Here is a 12,742-nt window from a genome sequence, read left to right as displayed (position 1 = left end):
CTAGATTGCTCACATTGGAAGGTCACGCCCACCTCAGATGCCGCCTGAAATCCTCTGCGCTTCTGGTTTCGGCTCTTCTGTATTCGCTTTTTCTCAAGTCGTGAAGGTTTACCCCATTTAGCAGCGTCCTTCGCCAAAGGACCAAGTCCTTTCTTTTAGACCTTAGCTCGGACATTTCTGAACACACGCCAAGTCGGTATTATTACGGTCTCTAAGAGGAAACTCCTCAGAAACCTAAGAATCCTCTTACAACAAGCCCTATGATAAACCATAATGCTCCAATTAGAATTGTCCATACTCTGTTCATGCGGTTGCTCTCTTTCAGAGTCGCTCTCAGTTCTTCCTTAATCGCTTTAGCTTGCTCTTCCCTCAACGATGCTAATGAATCGAGTCTTTTTGAAAGGTCATCTAATTCTTGAACCTTTCTGGTTTTTGTTTGAACTTCTTTTTCTAATTTCTCGATTTCCAGACTCGCCTCTTTTAACACATTAGACAAACGGTCTATTCTCTGACTTGTTTTCTCTATTGTCCGTTCTTCTCGTTTCTTTCGTCTCCGAGACAAAACGTATTCTAAAAGCGCCGTTGGCGAAGCCATAGCAATAGGCAAGGCAACTTCTGACACGCCCAGGTCTCCTCAAAAAGAGAAATTAACCGTTCAGTTCATGCTTTAACGTTTTCGCCTAAGCGTTTTATATTTAGCCTAAGGATATTGCATGCTGATACCTATGTCTTCTGAGAAGCAAAAGCCAAAAAGAGATGAAGAAAGGCTCTATGAACCATTAAGGGAATGTTTACAGAACAGATTTCTCCACTTTTACATTGATGAAAAGCGTCCTCGGTTTCAGCGTGCTCCTAACGAACATGAGGAAAATGTCTATTTAGAAATAGTCGGAGCGAAAAAGACTTTTACTGAAACGCTGAAAAAGGCATTTCATGATGAAACATTTAGGACATTAAGTTACGAAAGGAAATATCCCGATATAATGGGATTTGTAAAGAGGAAACAATCAAATCAGAAGGAGCTTATAACCGTTGAAGTAAAAAGAACAACTATTAGCCTACTGGACATCTTACAGGCGAAACTTTATCAAGACGTTTTTAGGTCAAAATTCGGTCTGCTCGTATCATATAAGGAAATTCCCGAAGAAATAAAGAGATTTGTGTTGCATACGAGTCTAGGTAGGAATATCAGAGGAGAAGTCATCATTGCTCAAGCCGCTGAGAAGCGTTGGGGGGCACAGTATGCGGATAGGCGTCTTATGATTCTTGAAATTGATTCTAGATTCAAAGACAGTATTCCCAAGCCATTCAAAGAGCTGTGTAAGGCGTAGTTCTTTCGCCTAAGTGCTCTGTGTTCTCTGTTTTGCTGTGCTCAATGCGTGTGTCAGCAACATGGAAGTAGTAGTCAACGTACACGCGACGCGGACTACTACTTCTGAGCAAACACCAGCTCGGTGTTATTACTTGTTCAAAGCGAAAGTTGACGACTCATGAAATTCCAGACCGCTACAAGCATTCTGCGATTGCATGCTCAACTGCAACTGTCCAAGCTCTCCCAGTGCCCCATGTTGGGCGTTGATGTCAGCGAGAACACTCTGATGACGATGTCCACACAGCTTCAGCCGCACAACGCACCTATAACATAGTAGAAGATGGCTAAAGGGAACCATCACCTTCTTCTTCTGAAATTACTTCCAGCCACCACGCTCAGGCAACATAAGATGATGGTGATGCTAAGAATGTGTCAACACTAACACACACAACAGAGCTACAAACTTGTTGATGGCACTATGGCGCGATTGGTCATCAACACGCACACTCAGCAACAGCCAAAACTCGGCTATTACTGGGTTTTCTTCAGCATAGACTCAGCTCGTTTCCAGTCTTCGACCGTGTTAATGTTGAAAAACGTCTTCAACCCTTCATCATACTGCTGCAGAACCATCGTCGAAACATACCGTATCTGACGCAGATGCGCAATCATCGCCAACATATCACGTTTCCCGTCATTCAACGCCGTTTTCGCAGCGTCCGCAGCGAGCTCCACATTGTAAGCAGCTTGAATGGGCTCAACGCGACCATCAGGCCAACGCGGAATAACAGCACTCCTGCCAACACACAAATCCAAGAGCAAAGCCGCAATTCCCGAAGACACAAACGCCGCATCACACGGAAGCAGCAAAGCGCATTCAGCTTGCACCGCTTCAAAACCCGTCAACGCACCTATCAACGGACTATGATCACCGTACTTATCGACAACAACTCTTGCCTTCAACCCTGACAGACCTAAAAACGCATTTCGCTGAGCCTCAGAACCCACCACAATCACTCTCTCATCAGCCACAGAAGCGACCCGATCCAGCACATGAACAACTAACGGCTTGCCAGCAAGATCCTTGACACACTTGTCCTGACCAAACCTACGAGAAAACCCACCTGCCAGAACAATCACGGCTCTCTTCAAACCCGCACCTCAGCTCTGACATGAACACAACGCAAAAGAAATGAAAGCACTCTCTAAGTCTGCGGATGTCGTCTAGCTGCCATGGTAGCGGCGTACACCGCGCCAACTATGACAATGATTCCAACGATAACAAAGAAAATTGCCCCAAGAGCTTCCCATGGAATCGCAGAGGTCAGCATCAAGTAGAAAGCCAATCCTAAGAGAACCAGAACTGACCCACCAATCAATGGACCCACAAAAGCATACTCACGTTTCTCATACCGCTCCTCCTTCTCCATTCTTCCCTGCCTTTCACCCTTCTCCTCCTTCTCACGTTTCTCTTGCTTCTCAACTCTTATGGGCGCTGCCAGAGGTTGGGGCGCCGCCGGCACTGGTGCCACGGCTTGCTCCACCTTAAGCGATGAACCGCATTTCGGACAAAAATTCATGTCTTCTCGAACTTTGGAGCCACATTTGGGACAAGACAACATGTATCTCCGCCCTTCTCTATAGACCGTTTTAGTTTACATTCTAAGTATTTAAGATATCTACCCCAAACCCCTGAGTGAAAAGAAACGTTATATGCACAAACCATGAAATACTGGAACCAAGGTGAATCAACTTGGCTGAGAGTTACGGCACCTTCGCATACGCCTACAAGTACAGAGAAAGCTTGATCACAGGAGTTTCTGCTGGATTTTTCCTAATCTTGGTAGGCGCCTTATTCATCATGACTCCTGCGCTTTTCAACAGAATCATGGACTTCTTCAACGATTTCGATATGATTCGAGTTACCAACACTGCAATCTACTTACCGGCGCCTGCACGTCCCTTAATCCATTCAGTTGTCTATACTGCCGTAGAGCGATTTGGCTTTGCCTTCGGAGTGTTCCAAGTAGTCATATTAGCCCTGAGGTTTGCAGTTCGCTCTACAACAGAAAAGAAGGCAGAAACTGCTGGAAACCTCGTTTTCTGGCTAGGTCTCGGCTACTTAACCCGCAGTCTGCTTCTGGAACCAACAAGATGGACGGCGCTGACAACATGGTTCGTTTTCTGGGCAGCAATACTGATGCTCATAGGCATAGGCCTAATCATCAGAGCCATCATCCTAGCGGGTACAATGACAAGACGGATAGTCTAGCCGACGCAGAGACGAGCCAGACCCAGCAACGTACGCGACCTTCTGAAAATGCCAACCGATCCGCATGTGGCTTAGTCTTGCCTAGGCTCGCTTAGTCTTACTTACGACAACCCGATCTGGAAATGTGAAAACATTCATGCGCTGACCTCGGACAAAGCCGACCAAAGTCACTCCTGTCCGCCTAGCCACCTCAATCCCCGAATCTATTGCAGCAGCCAACGAAGCAACAACTGGAATCCTCATTCGAGCTGCCTTCAAAGCGATATCACCGGTCAAGCGACCGCTCGATGCCAAAAAGCACTGAGAGAAGTCGTGCTCTCTAAAGGCACAGAGCCCGATAACCTTGTCTACCGCATTATGACGCCCGATATCCTCGGCACACGCAATCAACACTCCGGAAAAGGAGAAAACTGCCGCAACATGAACGCCTCCTGTCTTCCTAAAAGTTTCAGCAAGTGTATTCAAACTTCTCACAGCTTCCAGAATGACCTCGGCGTGCACTTCAAAACCTAGAGGTATTTTTCTCAGGTCAAGTCTGTCAATTAGCTTGGATAAGGGCCAGTAATCGGGCGAGCCACAAGCAGTGAGCACAAGTCTCGCAAAGGGTTGCGAAGCTGCAATTCTCTTCTCAGCTTCCACACCACTTCGCAACTGCACTCGACATTTCCCGCCCTCCTCAAACTTGATGTCTTTAATCTCATCCAGAGACTTCAGCAAGCCTTCCGACAGCAAATAGCCAACTGCCAACTCCCTCAACAGCGTTGGAGAACAGAGAATCGTGACATAATGGATTTGATTCAGAAACAAATGCAGCGGCTTCTCTTCAGCCACGTTATCCACTCGATGCTCCCGTGCATGAGCAGCCACGTCTATGCGCGTCACACCAACTTCAACCATTACGAACTCACGCTTCCAACAGGTTTAGGCTTTGGCACCGGAAATGACGAACCTCACGATCTCCTCAGCGATATTAGTCGAAGACACAGTCTGAAGCCCTCTCCATCCAGGTTGGCTGTTAAGTTCAATGATGAGTGGTCCTTCAGCAGTTTCCAGCAAATCCACGCCAGCTATCTTACAGCCGAGGACGTTGGACGCATCAAGCGCCAAACGCTCCATGTCTCCCCTCATCTTCAAAGCAACGGGCTTGGCACCTAAGCTCACATTGGTTTTCCAGCCAGCAGCCACCCTATGCATAGCAGCTACTATCTTGTCATCCACTACAAACGCCCGAACGTCGGAGTCGCCGTGCGGGATGAACTTTTGCAGATATAGAACGCCATGGTAGAAGATTATAGCTCGAAACAGTCGTTCGGCAACATCCAGGTCTGCGACTCTGGTGGAGCCTATTCCACGTGAACCGAATAGAGGTTTTATCACGACATCTCCGCCCAAATCGCGAAAACCGGTTAGAGCTTCCTCAACGCTTTCTGTCACAACTGTTGGAGGCACAGGTAAGCCATGTTCTTCAAACAACGCTAAAGTATGGTATTTGTCCACCGACCGCTCGATTGACAAAGGTGGATTGACGACAAACATGCCTAGCCGCTGAAGTTTATGCAGGAGATCCATGCGATAGATGATTTCTTCCAAAGAACCCCGCCCAATAGGGCGAATGATCAACGAATCTAAGTCTGCGATTATGTCGCTTTCTCCGATAGATACCTCTGGTTTCATTCTGACTCTTGCCGCCAAGTCTCGGAAGTTTAGAAACACCGATGGAACGCTTTGTTTTTCCAATGCACGCTGTAGTTGTGTCGAACACCAAGCGTCTTTGTCTCTTGTGATTACGCCAACCCTCAACGGTTTTTCACTACCTTTTTGTTGATTCAATCGAATTCATTGTGGCAACTCCTTCCCTTTTAGGGTTTATTCGTTGTGGCTGAGTTGTTTGATTTCCATAACATGTTGACTACGCATTAAGAAATGTTTGCGGGAGCCGCGTCACATGCCGAGTTATGTATGGTCAACGCAAGCAGAGCAGCAAGTCTCTCACAACTGCGTCACAAAGGGCTTGAGGTGGAAAGCATCTGTGATTCCTTCGGCAAGGTTGAAACGTAGAAAAGCACCTTGGCTGTTGAAGTAAGGCTCACCTTTTCGTGAGAAGAGGGTCAAGATGCGGCCTCCGTGATTTATTTTGAACCCGGCGTTAGCTGGTTCATGTCCTCTGATCAAGACTTTGACTTTCAGCATATTGAGGAACCTTTCAGTGACATCCTCTCCAAACAGTTTGCCAGCTCCTCTAGGTGAAGGATACGTGCCCTTCAAGCCCTCTTCGGGGTCGCTCCAAAGAATCTCTTCCAAGTGACTCTCGTGAGGATGCTTGGAGTGTGCATAAGCTAAGTCGTCAATTGACTTCGCTTGGCTGGGCACTCCTCCGTGCAACAAGACGTAATGGTCTTCAACTAGCACAGCGGTATTGAGATAGCTGAAAAGCTCCTTGAGTTTAACGTAGGCTTCAGACCATCCTTCGCCGAACCGATTATGAAGATACGCAGGCAGATCATGGGGTGAAACCCTAAGATCGTCTGGGCCTTCATGGTTTCCACGCATCAGAACAACATGTTCTGGAAGACTCGCCTTTAGCTTTAAGACAACATAGTAGGTTTCGGGCGAAAGCATGCCTCGATCTCCGTAGTCGCCTAAGAACAGTATCCTAGCACTTTCATCACGTTCTGTCTTCTGCAGAAATTCGCTAGTTTCCAGGATTTGCGCCAAGGTCTCAAGATCGCCATGAAGATCCCCAACCACAATGGCTTCACCCTCTGCGGGAAGTTCGATCAACCGACCCTTAACTTTCATGTTTCCCACATGGTTTCCTTCAGCTCGCAACACGTCAACAACTTTGCTGGTCAACTCTACGAACTCCTTGAGGCTTGCATTCAATGATTTTTTCGTTAACTGCTTCACATCTTCTGTGCGACTCGTCATCAAGACACCATGTGAAATGGTTTTTATAACCCCATGATGGTATTAATGCTTCTTCACGCTCACCGCTTGGCGACCCACAAATGAGTACATGGCAGTCCCTTTTGACACAGAGTCCGATCGACTGGTTGCTCGAAAAACAGAACCCGTCAATTCGCTATTTGACACTCACAGAGCTGCTGGACACAAATCCAACAGATTCCGAAGTCAAAGATGCAAAGAAGGCTGTTCACGCATCCAAAGTTGTCACGACGATTTTCTCCAAACAGAACAGGAAAGGCTTCTGGGAGGACCGCGATAACCCCTACCTTCCCAAATATAAGTCAACTTATTGGCAAATAATGATGTTGGGACAGCTGGCAGCAGATAAAACCGACGAGAGAGTTCTAAAAGCTTGTGAGTTCGTTTTCAGCCTTCAGCTGGGCGAAGGCGGATTCTCTTCCCACACACGAGAAAGAGCACTTGAGGAATATGAGTGGATGCGCACTCGCACCGCGTTGAAGGAGAAACTACAACCTGAAGCCAACGCGTGGGCTCAGTCACTCGTAAGGGAACACCAGTACTCGTGTCTGACAGGCAATGTTTGCGCCGCCATGCTACGCGTCGGATACAACAAAGATGCGAGGCTTGCGAAAGCGTTGAATTGGTTGGTCAACGTTCAGAACGCGGATGGCGGCTGGCTTTGCCCTTATTGGAAGGCACATGTCAAGGATACGCATGGCTGCTTCTTCGGCACAATCTGCCCGCTTGAAGCTTTTTCAGAAGTCCCCGAGGCTGAGCGCTCAGACGAAATGAAACAAGCAATCGATCGTGGTGCTAAGTTCCTTTTGATGCACCATTTGTACAAGGCGGATCACCACGGCTTCAAAATCATAAACAGACACTGGTTACGATTCGGTTTCCCATGGTTCTACGGGTACGATATACTGAGAGGACTATCCGTCTTGACCAAACTTGGCTATGAGAACGACAACCGCCTAGTCGACGCCGTGGAACTGTTGGTCCGAAAGAGAGGATCCGACGGAACATGGTTGCTCGAAGCTAGCCCGGTCGGGCGAATGCAAGCAAGCCTAGAGCCCGTCGGCAAGCCAAGCAAATGGATAACCTTAAACGCCCTGAAAGTGCTAAAACGGCTTCACCAAACCAAGAATAAACAACCGAGAGCCGTGTTAGCGAAAATTCAGTGAGAGAGGCGACATTGACTGTGAGCACTACGAAACTCAGCTTTGAAGAAAGTCTTCATGAAAGCGTGGTTCTGAAGGAACTCTGCTCTGGATGCGCCGCATGTGTTCTTGTCTGCCCATTCAACTGCCTAGAGTATTTTGAAGAAAAGCCTAGCCTGACCAAGAAGTGTGAGATATGTGGAATCTGCCCCAAGGTATGTCCTCGCTTCGAGTTTTCCGAAGCATTGCTAGAAAAACTCGTGTTTGAGCGAGAGCGTCAGCCTAGCGAGGAGTTTGGATTCTATGGACAGCTAGCCATTGCCCAAGCCACGGACAACAACATCCTTCAATCGTGCCAAGATGGCGGCGTGGTCTCGGCTCTTCTGACGTACGCGTTCAAGAACGGAATAATCGATTCGGCGATTATTTCAGACACTAGCCACGAGAAGCCATGGTTTCCCGTGCCACGATTAGCGTCAAGTCCAGAGGAAGTTCTGGCATGCGCTGGAACGAGGTACACGTATTCACCGAATCTCCTGGCCTTGCAGGAGGCGGTGCAACAAAAGAAGAAGAGCCTTGCTTTTGTGGGCACGCCGTGTCAAATACAATCCATACGCAAAATCGAGGCATTTCCACTAAGGAAGTATTCGGGCATGATCAAGTTCACTGTTGGCTTAATGTGCACGGAAGCCTTCACTTATGAAGGATTGATGAGAAGACACATTGAAGGCGTGTTAGGCGTTAACCTCAACGATGTCAGAAAGATAAACATCAAAGGCAAAGTCCTAGTAACCACCAAATCAGGTGAAACAAAAACGATACCTTTGCAAGAGGCGAAGCAATATACTCGAAAAGGCTGCCTCCCATGCAGAGATTTCTCAGCAGAGCTTGCGGACATTTCAACTGGCGGCCTTGGGCTGAACGGATGGACATTCACTGTGATACGAACAAGGAAGGGCGAGGAGATCTTCAAGGGCGCAGAAAACGCTGCCACAATCCGAACTCGACCTGTCGAGGAGGAAAAATTCGCCTTGGACTTGTTACTTAAACTTACAAAGAAGAAAAGAAAGGTTGCTTGACAGGATCACGCATCAGGTTGGAAAACTGATTTGCACGTTCTTTCGGGTCAATTGAGAGACTCTTCTTTCTAACTCCCTCTTGAGATATTCGGTTCTTTCCTTCAACTTGATCTGATTGTTTTTCAGAGCTTTGCTTTGTGAAGTGACTAGCTCGTAGTCTTTCTGCATTGATTCAAGCTGCGTTTGAAGCCGCGCTGACTCATTTTGAAGTGCTTTTGCCGCGTCCGATGACAATATCTGTTTTCTCTGATCTAGGGCTTCCTGTCCTTGTTTTTGCAGTTGAGTTAGCGAGTCGTTTAGAACGGCCTTGATTTGATCCTGGGCTTTCCGAAGTCTTGTACTTTTCAGTTTCAACTTGCCTTGGGTTATAGTAGTTTCGAGCTTCATGAGTATGCTTCTCAAAGTAGGGGTGCCGCCATCTTCATTTACAAGCGTGAGCAGGGGGTCGGCTAGGTAATCATCCAGTTTTCGGATCTCATCTGGTGGCACCGCAACTTCCGAGGCTCGTGAGAGGCTTTGAAGCTTGTAGAAAGGTTTCTGTAGATAACGAAGATTATGTTTAACCTCTGTCCTCAATTCTTCAATAATTCGGTCGAGTTTAACCAGTTCATCAAGTTCAGCGTTTGAGCTGATCTGGAGTAGCTTTTCCTTTGCTTCAGAGATTTCCCTTTCAAGGTTTCGCATTCTTGCTTCTGTTTGTCCAAGGTTGTCTTCGTTGTGTCTCATATCATTAAGAGTCTGAATGAGCTTGTCTACGTTGGAATGCACTTCGTCGATAGTTTTGACGTTTCCGTACTTCGACGTGAGGAAACTGCGGAGTTCCTTGGTCATGTCAAATAATCGTTTCACGAAAACGTCTAGTCTTCTGCGGTCAAAAATGAAGTATGGTGAAATATATGGGTACGCGCTTCTCCTGAGCTGATCAATGTTGGCACAGGTTTTCTCCAGTTCATCGCAGAGTGTCCGAAGACTTTCATGTTGAACGTTGCCTGAGAACTTGACTGTTTTCAATGTGCCGATCAGGCTTTCCGAAAACTTGTTGGCGTTTCTCGCAAAGCGATAAGTCTTTGGATTGCTCCTGTCCATTTCGTTTTGGCTGTTGCCTGAGATTTTTTGGGCACTGTCCATGGTGTCTTCCACTCGTTCTTTGACTTCTTTAAGCATGCTCGCTGCTTTGCTCTTCAAAGGTTCAATCTGCGACGCTGTTTCCTTATTGAGCCATTCTTTGACTTCAGAAAGCTGCACCTGTGGCGGCTGTGACATAAGCGCTTCACTCAAGATTACGGTTGATTGCTATTTAATCTCTCGCTGTCCGAGGGCAAATGGGCTACGGTCTGTAGCCTTCAAGAATGGCGACCGCCAAGACTGCCGATATTATGTCAGCTGTTGCCCCTGGATTCAGCCTGTGACTGGCGTCATGCAGCTGTCGGTCTAGCCTGAGGAGGCGCCTACTCCCCTTTTCGGTTGCCAGTCCACCTTCATCCAGCACCTTTCGAGCTTCTTCCGAGGCCCACTTAGCCTTGGCTTCTCCAGCTTTCCTCGCGATTAGAGTATCTGGCACTGCAGATAATATCTTGAGAAAAGTATGAACCGACGCCGTGTTGACGTCTCCAGTCTCCTTTATCTCATGCTTGAAATGTGGGTAGCCTATGTCGAAGGTGATATGGAAACGATTCACCCATTCTGCTGATATTGAATCCCAAGGCGACGAAATCTTGAACACTTCGTACAAGCTTGTGTCTTGCGAAAGAATTCGCTGCCTAGACTTTGAGTCTTTGACATCAAGTATGGGAGCTTTGCCTAGTCCACCAGGTCGAGCCATCTCTATTGCGTCGTAGACATCGACCGCGTCTTTAGAGGTGGTGGATTCGACTACTGAGACTAGATGGTTTCTGAAAGCGTCAACTGTGATTCGACCGTTCTTGGCAAGGGTTAGTCCGGCAGCCGCAGCCATCGGGGACAACAGTATGATGGAGCCCAGCAGCGTGTTTTTGTCGCGTTGCCACAGGGCAACCTCTGATACTGCACTCTTGACTGTGTCACCAACGCCTATCTGATTTATCCCAATTTTCCCTTGGACGACATTCACGCCTCTTTGGGCAATATGAGTGAAATGCGGATACACTGCCACCGCAGATGCTAGAAAATGCTCGTACCTCGTCTCGTCAAAGTTTGCAGTTCTGTGGACATTGCCAGGCTTCGGATAAGCGCTTACCTCCAGGAGGATGGCAAGCTGAAGGCATTGGGAAACACAAGTCGGGATGGCAGTTAAGGGTCTGGAACCCATGACAGCAAGTCCTTTCGTCGTTATGGCATATTGCATTGAAATGGAAAGTCTTATTAAGATTGTGTAAAAAGTTACACAAGCAACTAGAAATCTACACAGGGTGTCTGCATGAAGCTGTCGACAGTTGATGTAGCGTTGATGGCAGTTTTTGCTGCTCTACAGGCTCTTTTATCGTATCTTCCATTCACAATTGCGGTGGGTGTTTCCGGCTTTATAACACTTGGAGTCGTGGGTGGTTCTCTGATCGGTGTCTTGCTTGGCCCAGTCATTGGCGGATCTGCTGTTCTAATAGGCTCACTTGTGGGAGTCTTCCTCAATCCTCAAGGGGCAATTCTGGGTATATTCACAATAATTCCACCATCAGCGGGGGCATTTGGCGCAGGTTGTATCAGAATCAATAGAGGCTATTTGGCTGGCGCGGCGATTCTTGTTTCACTTCTAGTCTTCTACGCTAACCCCTTCGGTCGTCAAGCTTACCTGTTCCCTTGGCTTCACATTGTTGCGATGATTGTTGCCTTCTCACCTATCGCTAAACTCGCTGGTTCAACTTTCAACTCCGCGGAACCAACTAAGTTACCATTAGGCATCGTATTAGCCTCTTTCATCGGCGTGTTGACTGACCACGCGAGTGGAAGTGCTATCGGAGCATGGTACCTTTCACTAAGTCCTGAAATATGGTATTTCATCATGCCCATTTACCCACTTGAAAGGGTCGTTGCATTTGTTGTGATATCCGTCATAGCTATACCGGTTTACTCCAGCCTGAAAAGAACAGGATTCCTCAAACTAGATAGGTAAAATCATATTCTGGAATGGATTAGATAGACATCAGAGGCAAGACGATTGGATGTGGATTTACATCCTTATGTAGTCTTTCTCCCAGCAGAACAGAAGAGCAGGATACTAAATGCAATTTTTGGCTCTAAAGCAGCTGTTGACATACTGAAGTTCTCGCTGAAACAGGGAGTTTCAAGGCGCATTTATCAGAGGGTTCTTATGAAGGAGCTTGCCTTTTCAAACAAAACAATCATTGAGACGCTGAAGTCGCTGACTCGTTTTGGTGTTCTTAACGAAAGCATGGAAAAGGCTAGTAAGAGCGGACGAACCGTGTGGATCAAGGCTTATCAGCTGTCTGATGCAGGCAAATGGTTTGCCTTGCTTCTTGCAGAGGAAAAGGATCTTTCGGGATCGGAGAAGGTGGAGATATTGCAGAGTATATTTAGGAGTTATGTAGGATGGGTCAGAAATCTCGCGGAAAATCTTAGTCTCGACAAGGAAAGCCTGAAGAAAATCTTTGACCAAGAAATGAAATAAACTTCTGCAGTGTCAACGCTTTTGCGTTTGTTCTTCTGTTTGTTTGAAGAGTGTAAGCAGGAAGACTAGGTTGCCTGTGGCTTCGATGGCGTGTGGAAGTTGCGCTGGCATGTAGAACCATGCGTTGGGCTTTGCTTGATAGGTTTTGTCAGCTAAGGTTACTTCTCCGCTACCCTGTAGCGCATGGATTATCGCAGGAAAACTGGACTTGTGCGTGGACATGGACTGTCCCTGCGACATGCAGAACAGGCTGATTTCTCTTCCCGGCATCTTGACCAGCGTTTTGCTCACTATGCCATCTTTCGCGAACTCTATCATCTCATCTAAGTTAACATGCTTTCCTTTTCCTGATGTGCCGCCCGTTCTATTCACGCTCTCGTGTTTTCGCAA

General features: G+C 47.3%; 16 protein-coding genes. 7 read left to right on the top strand and 9 right to left on the bottom strand.

Features of this window, described 5'->3' with window-relative positions; all coding sequences use genetic code 11:
- Positions 1 to 226 precede the first annotated feature (226 nt).
- Complete coding sequence (locus VJ249_07095; GenBank protein ID HKZ94327.1) at positions 227 to 622, bottom strand: hypothetical protein; 396 nt, start codon at positions 620 to 622, stop codon at positions 227 to 229.
- Positions 623 to 725: 103 nt separating this feature from the next.
- Here VJ249_07095 and VJ249_07090 point away from each other — a divergent pair, with 103 nt between their 5' ends.
- Positions 726 to 1,331, top strand: coding sequence for a hypothetical protein (locus VJ249_07090; protein HKZ94326.1), 606 nt, complete (start codon positions 726 to 728; stop codon positions 1,329 to 1,331).
- 159 nt (positions 1,332 to 1,490) lie between these two features.
- The gene (locus VJ249_07085; protein ID HKZ94325.1) at positions 1,491 to 1,646 is read left to right on the top strand and encodes a hypothetical protein; all 156 of its coding nucleotides are present in this window, start codon (positions 1,491 to 1,493) and stop codon (positions 1,644 to 1,646) included.
- A 197-nt stretch (positions 1,647 to 1,843) separates the two neighbouring features.
- Here VJ249_07085 and VJ249_07080 read toward each other — a convergent pair whose 3' ends face one another.
- Positions 1,844 to 2,464 (bottom strand): molybdenum cofactor guanylyltransferase, encoded by a 621-nt coding sequence (locus tag VJ249_07080; protein HKZ94324.1) that lies wholly within the window; start codon positions 2,462 to 2,464, stop codon positions 1,844 to 1,846.
- A gap of 53 nt (positions 2,465 to 2,517) precedes the next feature.
- Positions 2,518 to 2,934 carry a zinc ribbon domain-containing protein gene (locus VJ249_07075; GenBank protein ID HKZ94323.1) on the bottom strand — a complete coding sequence of 139 codons (417 nt, stop codon included), beginning with the start codon at positions 2,932 to 2,934 and terminating at the stop codon, positions 2,518 to 2,520.
- A gap of 131 nt (positions 2,935 to 3,065) precedes the next feature.
- On the opposite strand from VJ249_07075, the gene VJ249_07070 reads away from it, so the two are divergent.
- Positions 3,066 to 3,584, top strand: coding sequence for a hypothetical protein (locus VJ249_07070; GenBank protein ID HKZ94322.1), 519 nt, complete (start codon positions 3,066 to 3,068; stop codon positions 3,582 to 3,584).
- A gap of 81 nt (positions 3,585 to 3,665) precedes the next feature.
- Here VJ249_07070 and fdhD read toward each other — a convergent pair whose 3' ends face one another.
- The 3 genes from fdhD to VJ249_07055 all read right to left on the bottom strand — a co-directional run bounded on the left by fdhD (position 3,666) and on the right by VJ249_07055 (position 6,512).
- The gene (fdhD, locus tag VJ249_07065) at positions 3,666 to 4,481 is read right to left on the bottom strand and encodes a formate dehydrogenase accessory sulfurtransferase FdhD (GenBank protein HKZ94321.1); all 816 of its coding nucleotides are present in this window, start codon (positions 4,479 to 4,481) and stop codon (positions 3,666 to 3,668) included.
- A gap of 24 nt (positions 4,482 to 4,505) precedes the next feature.
- Positions 4,506 to 5,414, bottom strand: coding sequence for a RimK family alpha-L-glutamate ligase (locus VJ249_07060; GenBank protein ID HKZ94320.1), 909 nt, complete (start codon positions 5,412 to 5,414; stop codon positions 4,506 to 4,508).
- A 159-nt stretch (positions 5,415 to 5,573) separates the two neighbouring features.
- Positions 5,574 to 6,512, bottom strand: coding sequence for a metallophosphoesterase (locus tag VJ249_07055; protein HKZ94319.1), 939 nt, complete (start codon positions 6,510 to 6,512; stop codon positions 5,574 to 5,576).
- Positions 6,513 to 6,592: 80 nt separating this feature from the next.
- Here VJ249_07055 and VJ249_07050 point away from each other — a divergent pair, with 80 nt between their 5' ends.
- Both VJ249_07050 and VJ249_07045 read left to right on the top strand, forming a co-directional pair.
- Positions 6,593 to 7,696 carry a prenyltransferase/squalene oxidase repeat-containing protein gene (locus tag VJ249_07050; GenBank protein HKZ94318.1) on the top strand — a complete coding sequence of 368 codons (1,104 nt, stop codon included), beginning with the start codon at positions 6,593 to 6,595 and terminating at the stop codon, positions 7,694 to 7,696.
- A 17-nt stretch (positions 7,697 to 7,713) separates the two neighbouring features.
- Positions 7,714 to 8,751, top strand: a complete 1,038-nt coding sequence (locus tag VJ249_07045) for a Coenzyme F420 hydrogenase/dehydrogenase, beta subunit C-terminal domain (GenBank protein ID HKZ94317.1) — start codon at positions 7,714 to 7,716, stop codon at positions 8,749 to 8,751.
- Between the two features lie 12 nt (positions 8,752 to 8,763).
- On the opposite strand, the gene VJ249_07040 is transcribed toward VJ249_07045, so the two are convergent.
- Positions 8,764 to 10,014 carry a hypothetical protein gene (locus tag VJ249_07040; protein ID HKZ94316.1) on the bottom strand — a complete coding sequence of 417 codons (1,251 nt, stop codon included), beginning with the start codon at positions 10,012 to 10,014 and terminating at the stop codon, positions 8,764 to 8,766.
- A 64-nt stretch (positions 10,015 to 10,078) separates the two neighbouring features.
- A complete protein-coding gene (locus tag VJ249_07035; GenBank protein HKZ94315.1) occupies positions 10,079 to 11,038 on the bottom strand; it encodes a triphosphoribosyl-dephospho-CoA synthase in 960 nt (319 codons plus the stop codon).
- Positions 11,039 to 11,146: 108 nt separating this feature from the next.
- Between VJ249_07035 and VJ249_07030 the strand changes: the two genes are divergently transcribed.
- Together VJ249_07030 and VJ249_07025 are read left to right on the top strand one after the other, a co-directional pair.
- On the top strand, positions 11,147 to 11,836 hold the full coding sequence (locus VJ249_07030) for a hypothetical protein (protein ID HKZ94314.1): 690 nt from the start codon (positions 11,147 to 11,149) through the stop codon (positions 11,834 to 11,836).
- A gap of 45 nt (positions 11,837 to 11,881) precedes the next feature.
- Complete coding sequence (locus VJ249_07025; protein HKZ94313.1) at positions 11,882 to 12,352, top strand: hypothetical protein; 471 nt, start codon at positions 11,882 to 11,884, stop codon at positions 12,350 to 12,352.
- 12 nt (positions 12,353 to 12,364) lie between these two features.
- Here VJ249_07025 and VJ249_07020 read toward each other — a convergent pair whose 3' ends face one another.
- Positions 12,365 to 12,742, bottom strand: a complete 378-nt coding sequence (locus VJ249_07020) for a cupin domain-containing protein (protein ID HKZ94312.1) — start codon at positions 12,740 to 12,742, stop codon at positions 12,365 to 12,367.

This window comes from Candidatus Bathyarchaeia archaeon (assembly GCA_035283685.1).
Taxonomy (GTDB): domain Archaea; phylum Thermoproteota; class Bathyarchaeia; order Bathyarchaeales; family Bathyarchaeaceae; genus DATETJ01.
This window is presented reverse-complemented; position numbering and strand designations above follow the sequence as displayed.